At 62.8% G+C, this 20,577-nt stretch carries 23 protein-coding genes and 1 other RNA gene; 13 read left to right on the top strand and 11 right to left on the bottom strand.

Annotated features, from left to right (window positions below):
* Positions 1-208: 208 nt before the first annotated feature.
* Entirely contained in the window at positions 209-553 is a 345-nt protein-coding gene (locus ACB030_RS00615; RefSeq protein ID WP_025326276.1) for a Grx4 family monothiol glutaredoxin, read from the top strand.
* 210 nt (positions 554-763) lie between these two features.
* On the opposite strand, the gene ACB030_RS00620 is transcribed toward ACB030_RS00615, so the two are convergent.
* Complete coding sequence (locus tag ACB030_RS00620; RefSeq protein ID WP_111912495.1) at positions 764-1,975, bottom strand: RsmB/NOP family class I SAM-dependent RNA methyltransferase; 1,212 nt, start codon at positions 1,973-1,975, stop codon at positions 764-766.
* A gap of 211 nt (positions 1,976-2,186) precedes the next feature.
* On the opposite strand from ACB030_RS00620, the gene ACB030_RS00625 reads away from it, so the two are divergent.
* The 4 genes from ACB030_RS00625 (at position 2,187) to ACB030_RS00640 (ending at position 6,245) form a co-directional block, all read left to right on the top strand.
* Positions 2,187-4,163 carry a reprolysin-like metallopeptidase gene (locus tag ACB030_RS00625; RefSeq protein WP_371157193.1) on the top strand — a complete coding sequence of 659 codons (1,977 nt, stop codon included), beginning with the start codon at positions 2,187-2,189 and terminating at the stop codon, positions 4,161-4,163.
* The gene (locus ACB030_RS00630; protein WP_111912491.1) at positions 4,160-4,483 is read left to right on the top strand and encodes a hypothetical protein; all 324 of its coding nucleotides are present in this window, start codon (positions 4,160-4,162) and stop codon (positions 4,481-4,483) included. The genes ACB030_RS00625 and ACB030_RS00630 overlap by 4 nt, the downstream gene beginning before the upstream one ends.
* 164 nt (positions 4,484-4,647) lie before the next feature.
* Positions 4,648-5,286 (top strand): pyridoxamine 5'-phosphate oxidase, encoded by a 639-nt coding sequence (gene pdxH, locus ACB030_RS00635; protein ID WP_106887454.1) that lies wholly within the window; start codon positions 4,648-4,650, stop codon positions 5,284-5,286.
* Positions 5,286-6,245, top strand: coding sequence for a LysR substrate-binding domain-containing protein (locus ACB030_RS00640; RefSeq protein ID WP_371157196.1), 960 nt, complete (start codon positions 5,286-5,288; stop codon positions 6,243-6,245). Before pdxH ends, ACB030_RS00640 begins: the two co-directional genes overlap by 1 nt.
* A 350-nt stretch (positions 6,246-6,595) precedes the next feature.
* On the opposite strand, the gene ACB030_RS00645 is transcribed toward ACB030_RS00640, so the two are convergent.
* From ACB030_RS00645 to ACB030_RS00655, 3 genes are read right to left on the bottom strand one after another with little or no spacing between them, the layout of a single operon-like run.
* Complete coding sequence (locus ACB030_RS00645) at positions 6,596-7,777, bottom strand: M20 family metallopeptidase (RefSeq protein ID WP_371157198.1); 1,182 nt, start codon at positions 7,775-7,777, stop codon at positions 6,596-6,598.
* The gene (locus ACB030_RS00650) at positions 7,777-8,226 is read right to left on the bottom strand and encodes a hypothetical protein (RefSeq protein WP_139435248.1); all 450 of its coding nucleotides are present in this window, start codon (positions 8,224-8,226) and stop codon (positions 7,777-7,779) included. Before ACB030_RS00650 ends, ACB030_RS00645 begins: the two co-directional genes overlap by 1 nt.
* Complete coding sequence (locus ACB030_RS00655; protein ID WP_319912816.1) at positions 8,223-9,041, bottom strand: DUF3100 domain-containing protein; 819 nt, start codon at positions 9,039-9,041, stop codon at positions 8,223-8,225. Before ACB030_RS00655 ends, ACB030_RS00650 begins: the two co-directional genes overlap by 4 nt.
* A gap of 219 nt (positions 9,042-9,260) precedes the next feature.
* Here ACB030_RS00655 and ACB030_RS00660 point away from each other — a divergent pair, with 219 nt between their 5' ends.
* Together ACB030_RS00660 and ACB030_RS00665 are read left to right on the top strand one after the other, a co-directional pair.
* A complete protein-coding gene (locus tag ACB030_RS00660) occupies positions 9,261-10,475 on the top strand; it encodes a GNAT family N-acetyltransferase (RefSeq protein ID WP_371157201.1) in 1,215 nt (404 codons plus the stop codon).
* A 160-nt stretch (positions 10,476-10,635) separates the two neighbouring features.
* The gene (locus tag ACB030_RS00665) at positions 10,636-11,142 is read left to right on the top strand and encodes a GNAT family N-acetyltransferase (RefSeq protein ID WP_290071813.1); all 507 of its coding nucleotides are present in this window, start codon (positions 10,636-10,638) and stop codon (positions 11,140-11,142) included.
* Positions 11,143-11,203: 61 nt separating this feature from the next.
* On the opposite strand, the gene ACB030_RS00670 is transcribed toward ACB030_RS00665, so the two are convergent.
* Positions 11,204-11,704 (bottom strand): SRPBCC domain-containing protein, encoded by a 501-nt coding sequence (locus ACB030_RS00670; RefSeq protein WP_371157203.1) that lies wholly within the window; start codon positions 11,702-11,704, stop codon positions 11,204-11,206.
* 180 nt (positions 11,705-11,884) lie between these two features.
* Here ACB030_RS00670 and ACB030_RS00675 point away from each other — a divergent pair, with 180 nt between their 5' ends.
* Positions 11,885-12,316, top strand: a complete 432-nt coding sequence (locus ACB030_RS00675; RefSeq protein WP_171269249.1) for a GNAT family N-acetyltransferase — start codon at positions 11,885-11,887, stop codon at positions 12,314-12,316.
* 157 nt (positions 12,317-12,473) lie between these two features.
* On the opposite strand, the gene ssrA is transcribed toward ACB030_RS00675, so the two are convergent.
* Together ssrA and smpB are read right to left on the bottom strand one after the other, a co-directional pair.
* Positions 12,474-12,833: a transfer-messenger RNA gene (ssrA, locus tag ACB030_RS00680) on the bottom strand.
* 122 nt (positions 12,834-12,955) lie between these two features.
* A complete protein-coding gene (gene smpB / locus ACB030_RS00685; RefSeq protein WP_041206169.1) occupies positions 12,956-13,444 on the bottom strand; it encodes an SsrA-binding protein SmpB in 489 nt (162 codons plus the stop codon).
* Between the two features lie 240 nt (positions 13,445-13,684).
* On the opposite strand from smpB, the gene ACB030_RS00690 reads away from it, so the two are divergent.
* Entirely contained in the window at positions 13,685-14,119 is a 435-nt protein-coding gene (locus ACB030_RS00690; protein ID WP_042650424.1) for an SRPBCC family protein, read from the top strand.
* A complete protein-coding gene (locus tag ACB030_RS00695) occupies positions 14,112-14,471 on the top strand; it encodes an RnfH family protein (RefSeq protein ID WP_371157206.1) in 360 nt (119 codons plus the stop codon). The genes ACB030_RS00690 and ACB030_RS00695 overlap by 8 nt, the downstream gene beginning before the upstream one ends.
* Positions 14,472-14,559: 88 nt before the next feature.
* Here the strand turns inward: ACB030_RS00695 and ACB030_RS00700 are convergent, their stop codons facing one another.
* The 3 genes from ACB030_RS00700 to yiaY form a co-directional block, all read right to left on the bottom strand.
* Positions 14,560-15,195 (bottom strand): NAD(P)H-binding protein, encoded by a 636-nt coding sequence (locus ACB030_RS00700; RefSeq protein WP_371157208.1) that lies wholly within the window; start codon positions 15,193-15,195, stop codon positions 14,560-14,562.
* Between the two features lie 125 nt (positions 15,196-15,320).
* Positions 15,321-15,659 carry an outer membrane protein assembly factor BamE gene (locus ACB030_RS00705; RefSeq protein ID WP_005325779.1) on the bottom strand — a complete coding sequence of 113 codons (339 nt, stop codon included), beginning with the start codon at positions 15,657-15,659 and terminating at the stop codon, positions 15,321-15,323.
* 135 nt (positions 15,660-15,794) lie between these two features.
* Positions 15,795-16,946 (bottom strand): L-threonine dehydrogenase, encoded by a 1,152-nt coding sequence (yiaY, locus tag ACB030_RS00710; protein ID WP_371157211.1) that lies wholly within the window; start codon positions 16,944-16,946, stop codon positions 15,795-15,797.
* A 392-nt stretch (positions 16,947-17,338) separates the two neighbouring features.
* Here yiaY and udp point away from each other — a divergent pair, with 392 nt between their 5' ends.
* Positions 17,339-18,094: a uridine phosphorylase gene (gene udp, locus ACB030_RS00715; protein WP_106887442.1), complete on the top strand. Its 756-nt coding sequence runs from the start codon at positions 17,339-17,341 to the stop codon at positions 18,092-18,094.
* Positions 18,095-18,191: 97 nt separating this feature from the next.
* Here udp and ACB030_RS00720 read toward each other — a convergent pair whose 3' ends face one another.
* Positions 18,192-18,923 carry an RluA family pseudouridine synthase gene (locus ACB030_RS00720; protein WP_371157213.1) on the bottom strand — a complete coding sequence of 244 codons (732 nt, stop codon included), beginning with the start codon at positions 18,921-18,923 and terminating at the stop codon, positions 18,192-18,194.
* Positions 18,924-19,131: 208 nt separating this feature from the next.
* Between ACB030_RS00720 and rihA the strand changes: the two genes are divergently transcribed.
* Together rihA and ACB030_RS00730 are read left to right on the top strand one after the other, a co-directional pair.
* Positions 19,132-20,067 carry a pyrimidine-specific ribonucleoside hydrolase RihA gene (gene rihA / locus ACB030_RS00725; protein WP_371157215.1) on the top strand — a complete coding sequence of 312 codons (936 nt, stop codon included), beginning with the start codon at positions 19,132-19,134 and terminating at the stop codon, positions 20,065-20,067.
* Positions 20,068-20,096: 29 nt separating this feature from the next.
* Positions 20,097-20,567: a hypothetical protein gene (locus ACB030_RS00730; protein WP_111911189.1), complete on the top strand. Its 471-nt coding sequence runs from the start codon at positions 20,097-20,099 to the stop codon at positions 20,565-20,567.
* Positions 20,568-20,577 lie beyond the last annotated feature (10 nt).

The raw sequence follows: 20,577 nt of genomic DNA on the forward strand, positions 1-20,577 counted from the left end.
TGTTCTTGAAATGATGGGGCCAGACGGCCCAAAGCCCGTCGATTGTAGCAGCATCAAAGATGGGCGAACAACTCTTGATTCTCGCCATGATCCGGATCAAGCTGCGGCGTATTGATTCATCACTTCTTGCATTCGGGACGGTTTGCCAGTTTGTGGTCTGCCCGGTTTGCAGTAGAATGGCCGCCGAAATCGCTCTAGTGAGGCATTTATGGAAACTATTGAAAAGATCAAACAGCAGCTGGCTGAGAATCCCATCATCCTGTACATGAAGGGATCCCCCAAGCTACCCAGCTGCGGTTTCTCTGCCCAGGCCTCCCAGGCCCTGATGTCCTGTGGCGAGCCCTTTGCTTACGTCGACATCCTGCAAAACCCGGACATCCGTGCCGAGCTGCCGAAATTTGCCAACTGGCCGACCTTCCCGCAGCTGTGGGTGGAAGGTGAGCTGGTCGGTGGTTGCGACATCATGATCGAGATGTTCCAGGCTGGCGAGCTGCAGACCCTGATCAAGGAAGCTGCCGCCAAGCACAAGCAGGATGATGCCGCCGCCGAATAAGGTCGCATCCGCATCATGCAAAAAGGGGAGCCATTGGCTCCCCTTTTCTATGGGTGCGCTGGCAGTCCAGAACCTGTTCACGATGTGTCACGAGAGGCTGTCAGCAAGGTGAAGAGCAGCGCAGGAACCGGAGTGTGTAAACACACATGAGGATTCCGAGCAGCACATGAGCCTTGATCACGGCCTCGCAGTCAGATCGTGAGCGGGTTCTTAGCCGATGCGCTCGATCCGCGCCATGTAGAAACCGTCGAAGCCGGTCTCGGACGGGCTGACGGTGTGGTCATCCCGCAGGCGGTAGTTTTCGTTGGCCGCGAGGAACTTGTCCACCTGCTGGCGGTTCTCCTGGGGCAGGATGGAGCAGGTTGCATAGACCAGCAGGCCGCCCACCTTCACCATCTGGCTGTAGCGTTGCAGTATCTCTTCTTGCAGGGCGACCAGTACCGGCAGGCGCTCGGCGGTGTCACGCCACTTGGCATCCGGATTGCGCTTGAGCACGCCAAGGCCCGAGCAGGGCACATCCAGCAGCACGCGATCGGCGCTCTCCTTGAGGCGCTTGACAGTCTTGCTGCTGGTGATGACCCGGGTCTCCACGTTGTGGGCACCGGCGCGGCGGGCGCGCTGCTTGAGGTTCTCCAGCTTCCACTCTTCCACGTCCATCGCCAGCAGGCGGCCCTTGCCTTCCATCATGGCGGCGATGTGCAGTGTCTTGCCACCGGCACCGGCGCAGGCGTCGATGACCCGCATGCCCGGGGTGACCTCCAGAGCCGCAGCAACCAGTTGGGAGCCGGCATCCTGCTGTTCGAAGCAGCCATCGGCAAAGGCCTTGGTGCGGAACAGGGCGGCGTCCGAGGTGACCTGCAGGGCGGTCTCAACACCATCAACCGGAATGGTGGTGACATGCTCTTTGGCCAGAATGGCCTGCAGCTCTTCCCGGGTGCACTTGAGGGTGTTGACCCGCAGGTAGCGCTTGGGCATCCAGGCCAGGGCGGCACGCTCGGCAGGCCAGGCCTCACCGAGCTGCTCGTTGCCCAGCTTTTCCAGCCAGGCAGGGCAACCATCCATCAGCACCGGGTTCTTCTTCGCCTCGGTCAGACGGCGGCGGAATGCCTCTTCATTGAAGCGATCCAGGGTCGGGTTGTTGGGCTGGGCAATCTTGTGGAAGGCGTGCCAGCTGTGCAGCAGCGGCCAGACATTCTTTTCGGCCTGACGGACCTGGATGCCGGTCAGGAAGCAATAGAGGCTGAGACGACGCAGCAGGTCGCCGGTGACCAGGGCAATCCTTGCCTGTTCTTGCGGTTTGAGTTCGATGCCGGAGAAGTGACGGGCATAGGCGCGGTCGAGGGTGAGACCCTGACCGAGTACATCGTCAACAATGGCAACGACCAGATCCCCGAAACGGGGCAACAGTGGGGATTTGAGCATGAGATTAACCTTGGCCAAAAAAGGGTGAACCGGCCCGTGACACAGGAGGGTTCTGAAACGGACAAATCCGCGCCATGATAGGGGCTAGACTGCATTGGTGCAACCGTCCCCATTCGGGGAATGTACAGCGGATGGCGCAGGACTTCTCACCCGGGCAGGAAAATGATGCTGAGGCAGTTCAGGCGAACGCATGGAAAAAGGAATAATAAAGATGCAGTTGATGAAATACTCTCCGCTGGCGTTGCTGGTGGCCGGTCTGATGAACGCCACCGGCCTGGCCGCCAGTGAGTGGAATACGGTGGCGGCGCGGGCCACCGCCGCCGATGGCTATGAGGTGCGGGCCAGCCAATATCGCATTGCCACTGTGCCGGCCGATTACTTCGCTGGCTTGCTGGCGGGGGAATCGCGGCTGACCCTGCCCCTGCCGGATGGCAAGGAGGTGACCTTCAACCTGCAGCCCTATGATCTGCTGCCATCGGATCTCGCCGCCAGGTATCCCGGCATTCTGGCATTCAAGGGGTATGACGAGTCCAACCCGGTGGAGACGGGGCGCTTCGATCTCGGCCCCCAGGGTTTCCACGCCATGTTCAGCCACCAGGGCCGCATGGTGTTCGTGGATCCGCTCCGAAACGGTGAAGGCTACGCCATCTATTACCAGCAGGATGCCCACAGCCGGCTGGAGGAGGAGGCGGACAGGGTCATCGGCTCCCAGGCCAAGGCGCTGGCCCGTCAGGTGCTGGTGGATGGCAACCAGCGAAAGCGCTACGTCATCGCCATCTCGGCGGCGGGGGAGTACACCCAGTATCACGGCGGCACCGTCGAGGCCGGTCTCGGCGCCATCGCCACCCTGCTCAACCGGGTCAACGAGGTGTACCAGCGTGACGTCGCCGCCGAGTTCCAGCTCGCCAGCGGCAACGACACCATCATCTTCACCGACACCGCCACCGATCCCTTCAACAACGATGACGGCGACATAGATGCCAACGTCACAGTGCAGCAGCAGGCACAGACCCAGGCTGGCACCAAGCTCGGCGCCTTCGACATAGGTCACGTGGTCAACACCGGGGGCGGCGGTCTGGCGGGGCTGGGAGTGCTCTGCACCGCGGAGAAGTCGGCGGGCATGACGGGCTCCCCCAATCCGGTGGGGGATGCCTTCTTCATCGACTACGTGGCCCACGAGATTGGCCACCAGTTCGGCGCCGACCACACCTTCAACGGCACCACCGGCAGCTGTGGCGGTGGCAACCGGGAGGCCAGCCAGGCCTGGGAGCCCGGCAGCGGCAGCTCCATCATGGCCTATGCGGGGATCTGCGGGGAGGAGAACCTGCAGGCCAACAGCCTGCCCTACTTCCACAGCAAGTCCATCGAACAGATGCGGGCCCACATGGCCACGGTCGCGAGCTGTGGCAGCTCCCAGAGCCTGACCAACAACGCGCCCCAGGTCGCCGCCGGCAACGACTATGTGATCCCGGCAAACACCCCCTTCGTGCTCAAGGGCGCCGGGGCGGATCTGGATCAGGATCCCCTGAGTTACACCTGGGAGCAGATCGATCTCGGCACCGAGTCCTTCAGCGTCGCCAGCATGGTGGACGACGGCAGTCGCCCGCTGTTTCGCTTCGTGGCGCCGACCGCGTTGCCGGAGCGCACCCTGCCAAGCCTGCCCTCCCTGCTCTCCAACACCCTGGCGAAGGGGGAGGCCTGGCCTGCCACCAACCGGGCGCTCAACTTCCGCCTCACGGCGCGGGATGGCAAGGGCGGTGTCGCCAGTGACGACATGAAGATCCAGGTGGTCAACACCGGCAGCGCCTTCCGCCTGACCAGCCCGCTGGTGACCCCGCTGGGAGCCGGCGCCAACCAGACCATAGGCTGGGACGTGGCCGGCACCAACGCGGCCCCCATCAATTGCAGCAAGGTGGATCTCTCCCTGACCCGGGACGAGGGGGTGAGCTGGACCTTGCTCGCCAGCGGCCAGCCCAACTCGGGCTCGGCCAGCGTCACTATACCTGCCGGCAACGACGGCACCGCCAGGCTGAAGGTGGCCTGCAGTGACAACCTCTTCTTCGCCATCAGCCCGCTCAAGCTGTCGGTGACCCAGCGTGGGGATGAGGGCGGCGGTGGTGGCGGTGGCGCCCTCGGCTTCTGGACCCTGGCCTTGGCGCTGCTGGGCTGGCAACGGAGGCGGGCATGAGGCTGGCCGGCGTGCTGCTGCTCACCCTGCTCGGCGGCTGTCAGGCCGATGCCGACACCCTGGATCAGGCAGTCAGTGACAGCCTGGCCCAGCAGGATTACCGGCTGATAGTACGGGCCGGCCGTGGCGAGGTGGCACCCGGCATAGCGGCGGAGCAACAGGTGGCGGCCAAGGCCCGCTGTGGGGTGCGCTATCTGGAGGGGCTCGGCGATGTCATCAAGCCGGATCAGAAGGAGGCCCACGCCAGGCTGAGCGCCTATGCGGCGGAATATAACCAGCGCATGCTGGCCCATTGCCCGCCGATTGACGGCAAACAATAGGCAGGTGGCAAGCTGCCGGCAGAAAAAGGGAGGCACAGGCCTCCCTTTCTGTTTTTGGTGCCAGCATTTGGCCGCCCCCAGGCTTGTACCCATGCCGTGCTCGTCGCACAATGCCTCCACCCATAGCCGCAGGGGCGGCAGAGAAAGAGAGAAGGAAAATCAAGATGATGGATGTGGCTGATCTGCGTCGTGAATACACCAGGGGCGGACTGCACCGGGCCGATCTGCCGGCCGAGCCTCTCGCCCTGTTCGAGAAGTGGCTGGCCCAGGCGTGCGAGGCCAGGCTGACCGACCCCACCGCCATGGTGGTGGGCACAGTGGATGCTGACGGCCAGCCCTGGCAGCGCACAGTGCTGCTCAAGCACTACGATGCCCTGGGCATGGTGTTCTACACCAACATGGGCAGCCGCAAGGCGCACCAGCTGGAGGGCAATCCCCGCATCAGCCTGCTCTTCCCCTGGCACACCCTCGACCGCCAGGTGCACGTGACAGGCCGGGTGGAGAAGATGAGCACCTTCGAGGTGATGAAATACTTCCACAGCCGCCCCAAGGATAGCCAGATAGCCGCCTGGGTCTCCAAGCAGTCGACCCGCATCTCGGCCCGCGGCGTGCTGGAAGCCAAGTTCCTCGAGCTCAAGCAGAAGTTTGCCAATGGCGAGGTGCCGCTGCCGAGCTTCTGGGGCGGTTTCCGGGTGGTCATCGAGACGGTGGAGTTCTGGCAGGGGGGCGAGCATCGCCTGCACGATCGCTTCTACTACAGCCGCGAGGGGGATGGCTGGCACATAGAGCGACTGGCCCCCTGATGAACATAGCCAGGCTCAAGAACTTCACCGAGATAGTGAAGAACAACTTCAACATCTCGGCGACGGCGGAGAAGCTCTACACCTCCCAGCCGACCCTCAGCAAGCAGATGAAGATGCTGGAAGACGAGCTGGGGCTGGCGCTGTTCACCCGCAAGGGCAAGAACCTGGTGGGCCTGACCCCCATGGGGGAGCAGGTGATGGAGCTGGCCAAGGGGGTGGTGGCCCAGGTCGAACAGATTGGTCAACTTTCCCTCGGTGATCAGCTGGCCACCAGCGGGGTGCTGCGCATCGCCACTACTCATACCATGGCCCGCTACAAGCTGCCGTCGGTGATCACCGCCTTCTCCCACCGCTTCCCCGAGGTCAGCATCCAGCTGCATCAGGGGGCGCCGGCCCAGCTGGCGCAGATGGTGCAAAACGGAGATGTGGAGATGGCCATCGCCACCGAGTCCATGCACCTGTTCGACGAGCTGGCGACCATTCCCTGCTACCGCTGGGGGCGCGGTGTTGTGGTGCCCCACGGTCATCCGCTGCTGGACTGCCAGCCGCTCTCCATGGCGGATCTGGCCCGTTATCCCCTCATCACCTATGTGTTCGGCTTCACCGGTCGCTCCAAGATGGACAAGGCGTTCGGTCGTCATGGCCTCAGCCCGCGCATAGTGCTGACCGCCACCGACAGCGACATCATCAAGCACTATGTGCGTCTCGGTATGGGGGTGGGGGTGATCGCCACCTCGGCGTTCGACGAGGGGGACAGGGAGAGCCTGGTCTGCCTCAACATCGATCACCTGATCGCCTCGAGCGTGGCCCATGTCTGCCTGCGCAGGCATGCCCACCTGCGGGACTACATGTATGACTTTATCCACCTCTATGCCCCCCACGTGAGCCGGGAGACGGTGCAGCTGGCGCTGCTCAACCAGGGGACGCCAGCCCCGTCGACGACCCTGCCCTGGTTGTAGCGCCGGATCCGTGCTGCGGCCCTGAACGACAGAGACAAATAGCCGGGGCTGCGATGCAGCGCGAAATGGCAGAGGTAAAAAAAGAGAGGCCATTGGCCTCTCTTTTTTACTTCCGTCGGGTGACTAGGCTGCCCTGGTCGCCAGATTGACAAAGATCTGGGCTCCCACCAGCAGGCAGTCATCATCCAGGTAGCAGGGGTTCCCATGCAGGCAGTTGCAGAGCCTCTGTTGCCCCTCAGGCTGCCCTGGTCGCCAGATTGACAAAGATTTGGGCTCCCACCAGCAGGCAGTCATCGTCCAGGTAATAGGGGATTGACATGGTGCGGGTAGTGGCAGATCCCCCTTGTCCGTCAGTCACCCCTGGTCGCCAGATTGACAAAGATCTGGGCTCCCACCAGCAGACAGTCATCGTCCAGGTAATAGGGATTGGCGTGCAGGTAGTTGCAGATCCCCTTGGCCTGGCAGCCGCTGCCGAGGAAGAACATGGCCCCCTTGCGATCCGGGGTGGCGTTGATCATGTAGCTGAAGTCCTCGCTGCCGGTCATGGGCTGGCCCTGTGCATTGATGCCCTCGGCGGGCAGCACCTCGGCGGCGGCTTGCTGCAGGCGCTTGCAGGCCTCGGCGTGGTTCTCTACCGCCGGGTAGCCGGCATGGACCATGGTGGTCTTGAAGCCGCGCAGCTCGCTCTGGGCGATGATGTCCCTGAAGCTGTTTTTCAGGATCTGGTCGGTCTCGGCGTCCATGGCGCGTATGGTGCCACGGGCCTGCACATGATCGGCGACGGCGTTGGGAATGGTGCCACCGTTGATCATGCCGCAGCCAAAGACCGCCGGGCTGAACGGACTGGTGCGCTTGGCGACTATGTAGTCCATGTCCTCGATGATCCGCACCGCCTCGCGGATGGCATCCAGCCCCTTGTGGGGGGTGGAGCCGTGGGCGGAGATGCCGTGCACATCCAGGGTCCAGGCCGAGCCCCAGGAGGACATGACCCCCTGGTTGAACTTGATGGTGCCCGTCTCCATGGCGCCGTCGTTGTGCAGGGCATAGACCTCGTCCACCCCCTTCATGCAGCCGAGCTCAACCATCTTCTCGGCCCCCGGCACCCGCATGTCCTCCTCAGCCATCTGGAAGATGACGCGAACGTTGTAGCGCAGCCGCTCTTTGTGCCCTGCCAGGAATTTTGCGGTGGTCAGGGCGATGGCCATGTGGGAGTCGTGGCCGCAGTTGTGGGCCATCCCCTCATGGGTGGACTTGAACGCCACCTCGCTCATGTCGTGCATCTCCAGGCCATCCATGTCGGCGCGAAACGCAATGGTGGGAAGCGCAGGGTCTATGTGCAGATCCCCGTGAAAACCGGTGAAACCCGGGTACAGGGTGATCTGGTAGCCGAACTCTTCCATCAATCCCCGGCAGTAGGCGGAGGTCTTGAACTCGGCTCCGGAGTATTCCGGGATGCGGTGCAGGTGGTGGCGCACCTCTTGGCTGAAGTCGCGCAGGGCAAGCAGGTCAGGTTCGATATGGTAGTGGTTCATCAGATGATCCCTTGAATGGAGAAACCGAGCTGGGCAACCAGGGAGGCGCCGAAGAAGCAGCAGGTGGAGACGATCATGAAGATGAGGATCACCTTCCACGACATTTTCTTGAGCTCCTCGAGCTGGCCGCCCACCGAGAGACCGGCGAAGGCCAGCAGGGGCACGCAGCAGGAGAGGAAGGAGATCCTGGCCACGGCGTCGATGAAGAGGCCGCGCACCGGGGTCTCCGGCAGGCAGATGAGGATGCCGATGATGGTGGCATAGGCAAAGGCCGGCAAGGACGAGGGCAGATAGCGCTTGGCCACCAGGGAGGCGAACACCACCAGGGACATGGCGACGAAGCTGTCACCCATGAGCCAGAGCGGAGTGCCCGTGGTCAGGGTCTGGGTGAACATGGCCAGCAGGATCGCCAGGAAGACGAAGCGCATATCCATCACGATGCTTTTCATGCTTTCTCTCCTTTGGTAGAAATGGCGAAGATCTTCTCGGCAAGCGGCAGCCCCAGATAGGTGAGGGAGAGGGCGCCCAGGGCTGACGAGAGCAGGTTCGAGGCGGCGGCTATGCTCAGCACCTGCTGGGCCAGCGCCTCGTCGAGGCCGTTGATGAGGGCGCCGGAGGCGGCGCTCAGCATGGAGCCGGAGCCGACCCCGGAGCCGGCGGCCAGCGCCAGCGGATGCAGACCGGTGAGGGGGGCTATGCTGCCCAGCACGCTGAACCAGAGGGTGCCGATGACGGAGCCGCACAGGTAGATGGCGAGCACCCCTATGTACTCCTGGGAGCCGGTGCCGAACCTGCCCTGGATCACCGCGACCGAGGGCTCACGGCTGATGGAGGAGCAGGCTCCGATGGCGCGGCGACCGAAGCCGAACTTCACCGCCAGCGGAATGGCGATGAGGATCGGCAGCAGGTTGCCTATCTCCTGCAGGAAGAGCGGCACGCCGACGCTCAGGATCATCTTGAGGTTGGGGATGATCATGCCCGCATACTGGGTACCCAGGATCAGCAGGCTGAAGCCCACCATCTTGCCGCAGAAGCCCTCTTCCTTCTCGCCAAAGAGGCGCTTCCAGCCGGGGATGCGATCCTTGACGGGCTTGGCGGAGACTATCATGCCGATGATGACGGCAAAGAGCATGGGCAGTATGGGGATGATGGCGATGCCTATTCTGATCTCCTGTTTCCCGATGAGGTACTGGGCCACGAAGATCAGCAGGGCGGTCGCCAGGGTACTGACTAACACCGTTTTGAGTGGGCTGGTTTGCTGCATAGTGTGTTCTCTTGTTATGCGTTGTCATTCACGAGCGGCGCCGGCCGCAGCGAGATGGGGGCATGATAGGAAGGGCAAGGGGGCATTAATGTGACCGCCATCAAGCTGGCCATATGGCATTTTTTCATGGGGTATGCCGTTTAACCATGCTAAAGATATGGGTTAACAAACCATTAGCAGCCGGTTATGCTGCGCCGTTCGGCGGTCGCAGGGGGAAGCATGGAACTGTTGATAGAAGAGGCGCTCTGGCAGCCCTGCTGGCAGGGGACGCTGCAGGGGTGGCAGGGGCAGGGCAACCGTTGGCAGTTGCTGCGCGGCAGGGGCGGCGAGCAAGGGGCTGTGACCCCTGCGCCCTGGGCCAGCTGCCCGCCCGACGGCATCCTCTCGGCCAGCGGCTTGCTCGCCGCCTGGCTGGGGGAGGATGAGTCGCCCCTCATGACGGCGGACCCGAGCCGCCAGATCCTGATCTCGGCCTCCAGCGTCCTCCTGACCCTGGCCAAGGAGAGCGGCCTGCTCACCCTGGGGCCCAATGGGGCGGACATGCGTCTCGGCGCCGATGGGGATCTGGCCGCCGCCCTGCAACGCCTGCTGGCCCGGCGGCTGATGACCCCCGTGTTGCGCGAGTCTGGCGAGCAGGGGACAGCGACCCTGGTGCTGCGGCCGCTGCAAGCCACCGACGAGCCGGCCATACTGCGCTACTGCTCGGATGCGGCGCTTGCCCGCTACACCCTCAACATCCCCCACCCCTATCCACCGGAGGCAGCCCGCGACTGGCTCGCCATGAGCGGGCGCAAGGCCGCCCTCGGGCTGGGGCGGACCTGGGCCCTGACCTTGCCCATGGGCGATGAACTGGCCCCCCTGCTCGGGGTCATCTCCCTGCACTGGCACGGCGAGCTGGCCTGGTGGGTGGGTGTCCCTTGGCAAAACCGCGGGCTGGCCACCCGGGCGGCGCGGCTGGTCAGGGCCTTCGCCTTCGAGCAACTGCGCCTGCCCGCCCTGACCGCCCGCCACATGCCGGGCAACCTGGCCTCCGGTCGGGTGATGGCCAAGCTTGGCATGCATCATTGCGGTCGGCGGCCCGGGTCGGTGCGCCAACTCGCTGAACTGGATCATTGGCGGCTGGATCGCCCGCCGCGCCTGCCGGATGACCTCAAGGAGGCGCTGGCCCCCTGGCTCGAAGACGAGCGGGTAGCGGTGGTCATCCTCCATGAGGACGAAGTCGGGGGGCAGGAGGTGGCGCTCTTCATGGAAGGGGCCGGGGCGGGCGGTGAGTGGCGTCTCCCCGCAGGGCTGACAGTCAGGTGCCATCCGCTCGCCTGGCTGGCGCCTGAGACCCCCGGGGTGCAGGCCCATGGTGGCGGTGTCCTGCTCAAGGATAGGGGCGAGCTTGGCCTCGGGTATCTGCTGCGATTGCGGGGGGAGCCTGGTGCTTGAGGTTGGCGAAGCCGGTGGGAAGAGGGGGATTGCGATGCTTTGTGCACGGATGGCCGCTCGTTTTCCTGAGTCAGCCCTCCCATTTTCGGATAAAGGCGCTCAAGTCAGGGACCACTTCTGTGAAATAATGGCCGCCCTGCTGTACGAGGAGTAACGCTGTATGTTGAGAACCGAGCGTCCCGGCGACATGCTGCCAGTCTACGAACTGGTGAGCGCCGCCTTTGGTCGTCCCGACGAGGCCGAACTGGTCAATCGCCTGCGCGAGTGTGGGGCCGCCGTGGTCACCATGGTCGAGGAGGAAGAGTACGAGTTCATGGGGCACCTGATGCTGAGCCCGATCACCATTGACGGCCAGGAAGGTCCCTGGCTCGGGCTGGCGCCGGTGGCCGTGCATCCGGACTGGCAGGGGCAGGGCATAGGCTCGGATCTGGTGCGGGAGGGGCTGGATACGGCCCTCGAGATGGACTGGAAGGCGGTAGTGGTGCTCGGCGATCCGGCTTACTATGGCCGCTTCGGCTTCAGGCCCGCCAGCGACTTCGGCCTGCACTGCATCTACGAGGTGCCCGCCGACTGCTTCATGGCGATGGAGCTGCAGCCCGGGGGGCTGGCCGGCCTGCAGGGCGAGGTGCTCTACCACCCCCTGTTCGACGAAGAGCCGGTGGAATAACCGCCTGAATGCCATAGAAGAAGGACCCGTTTCAGGGTCCTTCTTCATTTCAATCCTTCCCTCACTGGGCCAGGGATTTCAACTGCTGCCTGCCCGGCGGGTTGTTCCAGTCGATGGGACCGTGGGTGAAGCGATACTGCAACCTTGGCAGACTGAGCTCCAGCCACTCCTCCCTGAAGTAGGCATAGCCCTGGTCCCAATCCGGGTCATTGGCCCAGCCGGTTTGCAGGAAATGGAGCCGGGTGCCCTGACCTTCGGGCACGAAGCGCAGGCTGACCTGGGTCTTCTGCTGACGGATATGGGGAAACTGGGGCGGGAAATTCCAGCTGAAGCTGAGCAAGTCATGGGGCATGACCGCCATCACCCGGCACCCTTCGCTGCCGCGCTCCCCCAGCGGGGCCTCTGGCCTGAAATAGATTTCGAAAGGACCGTTGGGTTCCGGCACCATCAGACACTCCGGCGCAAGGAAGCTGCGCAGACCGCTCTCCGTGGTCCAGGCCCGCCAGACATCGTCGATGTGGGCGGGTACCAGTATGCTGCCTTCTATTTGCTTGTTATCCATAAATCAGTGAACCTCAAACCAGTCATGGACGGGACCCAGGCAGTATAGCCCCTAAGGCGATAAAATAGGCAGCCCTGCATCACAGCATCACGTTTTCAAGGGGGTCCATATTGCCGATTTGACAGCGCGGCGGGATCCATCGAGAGTGGGGCAGTGAGCAGGCAAATCAAGGATGTCTTCATGATCAGAATGATGCGAGATGCAGATGAACCCATGCTGGCACAACTGTTCCTCAAGGGGAGGCGGCAGGCCTTTCATTGGGTCGAGCCCTCCCTGTTTCGGCTGGAGGATTTTGCCGAGCAGACCCGAGGTGAGCAGATCTGGGTGGCGGAGAAGGGCGGTACCCCTTGCGGATTTGTCTCCATATGGGGCCAGGATAGTTTCGTGCATCACCTCTATGTGGTGGCCGACTGGCATGGGCAGGGAATGGGGCGGGCCTTGCTGGCCGCCGGGCTGGCCGGACACAAGCCCCCGGCATCCCTCAAGGTGGCCACCCGCAACACCACGGCGCTGGCGTTCTATCATCGGCTGGGTTGGGAAAATACCGACGAAACGGGTCACTGCGACATCACGGGTCCCTGGCGCAGGCTGGTCCTGACATCCGGCGACTAGTCTCCCTCGCGAGGCGCGCCCTCTGCCCCGGCAGAGGGCGGCATCAGGGCCATCCCGTCCACCGCAGCCCCCCGGACAGGCTGCCAGAGCCGGCTCAGGCATGAATGCAATCCACAAAAAAAGGCCACTTCCTGCGAAGTGGCCTTTTCCAAACGTTTGGTGGAGCTGGGGGGATTTGAACCCCCGTCCAAAATTACTACATCCTCGGTACTACATGCTTAGTCACTCTTTACATTCGCCAACACGCTGCGGAGAGACACGCCACGCATTGACTAGCTCGATTGGTTTTAATGCTTCCGCCCCGAGCAGGACTTCCACACGATCCTGTGAAGGATGACCTTCCAATTCCCTAGGACACAGGCAAGCTAGGGGAGAAGGGCTCAGCGCAGGTTATTAAGCTGCGAGTGCGTAGTTTTCGTCGTTTGCGACTATTTTTTTGCGGTTTGTTAACGAGGCCTACCGCACCTCGGCATGCACCTTGGGTTTCGTGAATCTTGTCGAATCCAGAATCAGCCCCAAGTTGTCAAAAGCGATTGTACGCAAAAATCCTGCCATGGCAAGGCGTTGATGGCAATCGACCGGCACGGGCCGGTCGATTGCTGGTTTATTGGTCACCGCACGGGGGCTGGCGGCGCACAATCAACCGCGGTTCTTGTTCTTCATGATGCGGGCCTTCTCCCGGTCCCATTCCCGGGCCTTGGTGTCTTCCCGCTTGTCGTGCTCTTTCTTGCCCTTCACCAGGCCGATCTCGACCTTGACCCAGCACTCTTTCCAGTAGAGCGCCAGCGGCACTATGGTGTAGCCCTGGCGGGCAACCAGGCTCTCGAGCTTGTCGAGTTCACGGCGGCTCAGCAGCAGCTTGCGGGTGCGGGTCGGGTCACACACCACGTGGCTGGAGGCGGCGTTCAGCGGCAGGAAGCTGGAGCCGAACAGGAAGGCCTCGCCCTGCAGGAAGATGACATAGGCTTCGCTGATGTTGGCCTTGCCCGCCCGCAGGGATTTGACTTCCCACCCTTGCAGGGACAGACCGGCTTCCACGCGCTCTTCGATGAAGTACTCGTGACGGGCGGTTCTGTTGAGTGCAATGGTGCTGGACCCGGCTTTGTTTTTACTGTTCTTTTTGCTCATGACGGGGGCCTTTGGCAATGTTTAGGAAGGCGCATTATACGTGGGTGGCGGCGGCTGTAAAACGCGCAACCACTCGAGTGGCGGCTTTGTGAGCAGTTCGGTGATGTTTTTGGTTGGCAAGGTGATGTAAAGCTGGTCATCAGGGGCGGCAATTGTGCGCGTGACGGCCAGGTGAGCAGTTTCGGCGGTGATTTTGGCTGGCAAGGTGATAAAATCGGCCCGATTGGATGAGGAAAGCCCATGCCCCGTATTACTCGCAGTGCCCTGGTGATGTTCAGCGCGGAACAGATGTTCCGTCTGGTCAACGATGTTCACGCTTATCCCGAGTTTCTGCCCGGTTGTGTCGGCAGCCGCGTTCACGAGACTGGCGAGGACTACATGATGGCCTCGGTGGATGTGGCCAAGGCGGGCATCGCCAAGACCTTTACCACCCGCAACCTGCTCGACGCTAACCGTGCCATCAAGATGGAACTGGTGGAGGGCCCCTTCAGCAAGCTGGCGGGCTGGTGGACCTTCACGCCGCTGGACGTGGATGCCTGCAAGGTGGAGTTCGATCTCGATTTTGAATTTACCTCCAAGCTGATCGAGCTGGCCTTTGGCCAGATCTTCCGCGACCTGGTGAGTTCCATGGTGCTCGCCTTCTCCAACCGCGCCAAGGTGGTCTACGGTGTCTGAGCTGCTCAATATCGAAGTGGCCTATGCCCTGCCCGAGCGGCAAACCGTGCTGTGCATCCGGGTGGCCCCGGGCACCAGCGTGCTGGCCGCCATCGAGCTGTCCGGCATAGTGCAGAAGCACCCGGAGATCGATCTCTCGGTCAACAAGTTCGGCATCTACAGCCGTCCGGTCAAGGGAAGCGAGCCGGTGCAGGACGGGGATCGCATCGAGATCTACCGCCCCCTCATCGCCGATCCCAAGGAGATGCGCAAGAAGCGGGCCGAGAAGGCCAAGGAAGAGGGGCGGGCCGACGTGGTCACCGGCGGGCGCCCCGATGTGCACCGCAAGCGGGACGATGGCGAATCGACCTGATGCGGGGAAGACCGAGCAATGAAAAGAGGCGCCATGGCGCCTCTTTTCTATTGGATGTTTTACCGCAGGGGCTGCACTGGCCTGGGCCTTACAGAGTGAGCAGCCGCTCGTTCTGCACTATCTCGACCCCCTGAGCCTGGTCGGCGAGTACCGTCATGGCATGGGCCACCTGGCTCGCCTCTATGGCCCGCCAGCGCCTGAGGGGCCCCTGCAGCAGGGGCTTTATGCAGGGATAGATGGCTTGAACTATCTGCTCGGAGCGGCGCGAAGGCTGGCGATGGCCGAGCAGCATGGCGGGGCGCAGTATGACGAGCCGCTGCCACGCCTGCGCCAGCAAGGCCTGCTCCATCTCGCCCTTGGTGCGGGGATAGAGGGCGGGAGAGCGCGGATTGGCCCCCAGGCTGGAGACGACCAGCAGGCGCCGGCAGCCGTGGCGGCGTGCGAGGGCGGCAAAGGCCAGCACATAGTCGTGATCGACCCGGCGAAAGGCCTCATCGGAGCCGGCGTCCTTGCGGGTGGTGCCGAGGCAGCAGAAGGCAATGTCGACGGGGCCGGGCAGCGCCACCTCGTCGAGGTGTTCGAAGTCTACCGGCAACCAGTGCCGGTTGGGGGCGGCCTCGCCCGGCTGGCGGCAGAGCAGGGTCAGCTGGTGCTCGGGGTCGAGCTGGCGGATGAGGGCCTGGCCGACCAGGCCGGTTGCCCCGGCGATCAGGATCTGGCTCATGTGATCTCCTTGAGGGAATGATGAGGGGCGTTGACGTCCTTGATCATGGTTCAGGGAGCGCACCTGCGAAACCCGATCGAAGGCCAGACAAGAGAAAACCGGCCTTGGCCGGTTTTATGATGCTGTCAGAGCGGGGTAGTGAAGGCGGCGGGGAGGGGGAAGTCACCCGTGGCGGTGGCGAGTCTGTCGCCCACGAAGTTCAGGGTCAGCTCCTTGCGCTCCTTGTCACCACGACCTGGCTGGAACTCATAGAGATAGTACCAGGTGTTGGGGTCAAAGCCGTCGCGCAGCATGGGAGAACCCAGCACGAACTCGACCTGCTCGCGGGTCATGCCCTGGCGCAGCTTGTCGACCTGCTTTTGTTCCACATAGTTGCCCTGAGGAATATCGATGCGATAGACCAGGCTGCAACCGGACAGGGTGAGGGCGGTCAGGGCCGCGGCAATCAGGTGTTTCATCCGCATATCGGGTTCAGATCATCCATACAGTCTTTTTTAGCTCGGCAAATCATACCCACTCCCCGTGCGGAAGTAAAAAGCCATTGATCCTCCTGCCAATAAAAAGGGCCGCGTGGCGGCCCTGACACACAATGGCGCGTCTCACATGGCGGCGCGGAAGATGGCGACTATCTCCTCGTGGCTTGCCTGCCTGGGGTTGGTGAAGCCGCAGGCATCTTTCAGGGCGTTGCTGGCCAGGATGTCGAAGTCATCGGCCCTGACCCCGAGCTGCTCTAGCCCGGTCGGGATCTTCACGTCCAGCGCCAGCTGCTTGATGGCGGCAATCGCCGCCTCGGCCCCCTGCGCGTCGCTCATGGCGCTCACGTCCACCCCCATGTGGCGGGCCACCTCCTTGAGGCGGGCGGCGCTCACCCAGGCGTTGTAGGCCTGCACATGGGGCAGCAGCACGGCGTTGCAGACCCCGTGGGGCAGGTCATAGAAACCGCCGAGCTGGTGGGCCATGGCGTGTACATAGCCGAGGCTGGCGTTGTTGAACGCCATGCCGGCCAGGAACTGGGCGTAGGCCATCTGCTCGCGGGCATGCAGGTCGTCCCCCTGGTTGACGGCGGTGCGCAGGTGTCTGGCAATCAGCTCGATGGCCATCACGGCGCTGGCATCGGTCACCGGGGTGGCGGCGGTGGAGACATAGGCCTCGATGGCGTGGGTCAGGGCATCCATGCCGGTGGCGGCGGTGAGACCGGCCGGCTTGGCCAGCATCAGCTCGGGATCGTTGACCGACATCAGCGGGGTGACGTGTTTGTCGATGATGGCCATTTTCACGTGACGCGCCTCGTCGGTGATGATGCAAAAACGGGTCATCTCGGAGGCGGTACCGGCCGTGGTGTTGATGGCGATAAGCGGCAGCTGCGGCCTGGCGGAGCAGTCCACCCCTTCATAATCCTGGATGCTGCCCCCGTTGGTGGCCACCAGGGCGATCCCCTTGGCGCAGTCATGGGGGGAGCCGCCCCCCAGCGAGATGACGCAATCGCAGCCATGGGCCTTGATCATGGCCAGACCGGATTCGACGTTGGTCATGGTGGGGTTCGGCTTGGTTTCGTCGAAAATCACGCTTTCAATGCCATGTTCTGCCAGCAGGGCGGTGAGCCTGGCGACCACGCCTATCTGGTTGAGGATCTTGTCGGTGACGATCAGCGCCTTGCGAAAGCCATGACCCTGGATGTCGGCCGCCGCCTCTTGCAGGCAGCCCGCCCCCATCAGGTTGACCGCGGGAATGTAGAACTTGAATGTCGCCATGGTGGACTCCGTATGATTAGCCATTAAGTGGTATACGGGCCCCAACATAACAGCGTCAGAGGGGATGAAAAGGGGTCAATGGTATCTGATTGACAACTTTATGGACTCGATCACGTACCGAAAAACCGGGGCCAGGCGGGGATTGACAGGGGCCCTTGCCTCTTGTTCGGTATAAAAACGTTTTTCAAGAAATTCATCAGGTTAGCAAACGTTTTGCCGGTTTTTTAGGGCCGCTGATGCGCGGAAGTGTGAAGCGCGTCAAGGAATTGGAAAGCGCTTTCGACCATAGTTGGCGCCTTCCCCAATGGAGGGAAACAGGCTCGAAAATACCATAAAGAATCACCTTAACTGCGCTCGGCTGCGAGGCGGCGGGATGCAACCAGGAGTCCACTATGTCTGATGTATTTCACTTGGGTTTGAAGAAAGCGGATCTGCAAGGCGCCACCCTGGCGATCGTTCCCGGTGACCCCGAGCGCGTGAAGCGCATCGCAGAGCTGTTGGACAACCCTGTGCACCTGGCCAGCCATCGTGAGTTCACTACCTGGCGCGGCGAGATGGACGGCAAGGCCGTGATCATCTGCTCCACCGGCATCGGCGGCCCGTCCACTTCCATCGCGGTGGAAGAGCTGGCCCAGCTGGGTATCAATACCTTCCTGCGTATCGGCACCACGGGTGCCATCCAGCCGCACCTGAACGTGGGTGACGTGATCGTCACCACCGGCTCCGTGCGCCTCGACGGTGCCAGCCTGCACTTCGCACCCATGGAGTTCCCGGCCGTGGCAGACTTCGACTGCACCACTGCGCTGGTCAACACCGCCAAGGAGATGGGTTCCAAGCTGCACGTGGGTGTGACTGCCTCTTCCGACACCTTCTACCCGGGTCAGGAGCGTTATGACACCGTATCCGGCCGCGTAGTGAGCCGTTTCCAGGGTTCCATGAAAGAGTGGCAAGCCATGGGCGTGCTGAACTACGAGATGGAATCTGCAACCCTGCTGACCATGTGCACCAGCCAGGGCCTGCGCGCCGGCATGGTGGCCGGTGTCATCGTGAACCGTACCCAGCAGGAAATCCCGAACGCCGAAACCATGGCGAGAACCGAATCTGATGCCATCAAGATCGTGCTGGGCGCCGCCCGCAAGCTGATCTGATAGCACCACAAAGAGTGGGGGGTGGGGGCCGTTGCGAAAGCGCGGCCCCTATCTTTATCCGCCGTTTGCCGCTGTTCTCACTTTCCCCTTCTCCGCGTTACGCTTTTTGCCCCATCATTGCCTCAAGCACCTCCTCAAAGGGCGCCTCACATCTGATTTGCATCGACTCGCCGCTCACCGGATGCACGAAATCCAGCTCGCTGGCGTGCAGCATCAGCCTTGGCGTCTGCTCACAGCCCGGCAGCACCAGACCGCCATAGAGATCGCAGCCGAGTATGGGGTGACCCAGCAGCTGGCTGTGGATGCGCAGCTGATGGGTGCGGCCTGTCTCCGGCACCAGGCTGACCCGGGTCAATGGCAAGGGCTCGCCCCCAGCGCCCTCGCGCACCAGTCGCTCCACCACCCGATAGCGGGAGCGGGCGGGCTTGCCGCTGGCGCAGATCTTCATCAGGGGGAAGATCGCCGGGTCCTTGGCGATGGGGGCGTCGATCACCCCCTCATCGTCCGCCAGATGGCCGCACAGCAGGGCGTCATAGGCCTTGCCCACCGCCCGCTGGCTGAACTGCTGGCACAGCATCCCGTTGATGCCCTTGTCTCTGGCCACCACCATGAGACCTGAGGTGCCAAAGTCGAGGCGGTGCACCAGGGTGCAGCCGGGGTAATCCTGTACCAGCCGATGGTGGACAGAGTCGAGGTTCTGAGGATTTTTGCCAGACAGGCTGAGCAGGCCGCTCGGCTTGTTGATGAGCAGCAGGTGTTCATCCTCGAACAGGATCTCGATGGCGGCATTGCAAGGGGGGGCGATAAAGGTATCGACGATGGCGGACATGGGCGGCTGCGGGCTGGAAACGGGGGGCGATCATACTCCAAGCGGCGGCGCGGGGCGAATCGGGACGAACTGGCCAGTGCCTGCCCGGCGGGTCTGGTGGCAAGTGATTGATAATGCAGGAAGGCCCCGTTTTGTGACCCCTTCCCGAGTTCATTCGGCGCTGGCTTGCTAAGGTATGGCTCCCTGTCATGTCGTAAGGAGCCTCTCCATGGCGTTGCCCGTTATTCTCGATTGCGATCCCGGCCACGATGATGCCATCGCCCTCATACTGGCGCTGGCGAGCCCAGAGCTCAAGGTGCTGGCGGTGACCACCAGCGCGGGCAACCAGACTCCGGACAAGACCCTCAACAACGCCCTGCGCATCCTCACCCTGCTCGGTTGCCACGACATTCCGGTGGCAGCGGGGGCGCCCAAACCCCTGATGCGCGATCTCATTATCGCCGACAACGTCCACGGGGAGTCGGGACTCGACGGCCCCACATTGCCGGATCCCGCCTTTGCGCCTCAGGCCATGACGGGCCTCGAATTGATGGCCAAGTGCCTGCGCGAGAGCCCGGAACCGGTCACCCTGGTGCCGACCGGCCCCCTCACCAACGTTGCCCTGCTGCTGGCGGCCCATCCTGAGTTGAAATCCAGGATTGCCCGCATCGTGCTGATGGGCGGCGCGGCGGGGGCGGGCAACTGGACCCCGGCGGCGGAATTCAATATTTATGTGGACCCGGAAGCAGCCGATATGGTGTTCAACGCCGGTATCCCCATCACAATGTGCGGGCTGGATGTGACCCACGAGGCCCAGGTGATGGACGAGGATATAGCACGGGTGCGTGCCATCCCCAACCCGGTGGCCCAGTGCGTGGCGGACCTGCTCGATTTCTTCATGATCTACCACAGGGATCCCAAGTGGGGATTTGCTGGCGCGCCGCTCCATGACCCCTGTACCATCGCCTGGTTGCTGGCACCGACGCTGTTCCATGGGGTAGAGTGCCGGGTCGATATCGAAACCGGAGGCACCCATACTACCGGCATGACGGTAGTGGATCGCTACGGGCTCACCGGCAGACCGGCCAATGCGCGGGTGTTGCTGGGGCTGGACAGGGTCGGCTTCATCGATCTGCTGGTGGGGCGTCTAAGGGCATTTGACTAAGAACTCGGACATCGAATAAGGGGTTGGGAATGTGGAAAGGGACGTTGGCACTGCTGACATGTATGCAATTGACGGCCTGTGCCACCCCCTTCGAGAGGATGTGGCAGGGGCTGGCGACCTGCGATCTGGACGATCTCTACCTGGACAGCGAGAGCGGTGAGCCGTCCCACCCGCTGCTCAAGACCTTCACCCCTGACAAGACGTCAGACGGCTTCGCCTGGTACAAGACCCACCAGGAGCTTCATGGCCTGCCCATCACGGGATTTCTGATCCCGGCCTCGACCTTCGAGGTGCACGCCCTGTTTGTCGACACCCCCATCGCCAATGCGCGCAGGCTGACCCACAACGCCTACGGCAGCGAGTTTGCCGACGAGCAGAAGCACGACAGGGGGGAGGCCCCCCTGCTGCTGCGTGACCCGGGCAACCCCAAGCGCTCCATCATCGACTGCACCAAGGGGGAGTCGGCGGATCCGCTGCCGGAGGAGCCCTTCCCGGAATAGGGGGCACATC

It is taken from the genome of Aeromonas sp. S16(2024), assembly GCF_041403065.1.
Lineage (GTDB): Bacteria > Pseudomonadota > Gammaproteobacteria > Enterobacterales > Aeromonadaceae > Aeromonas.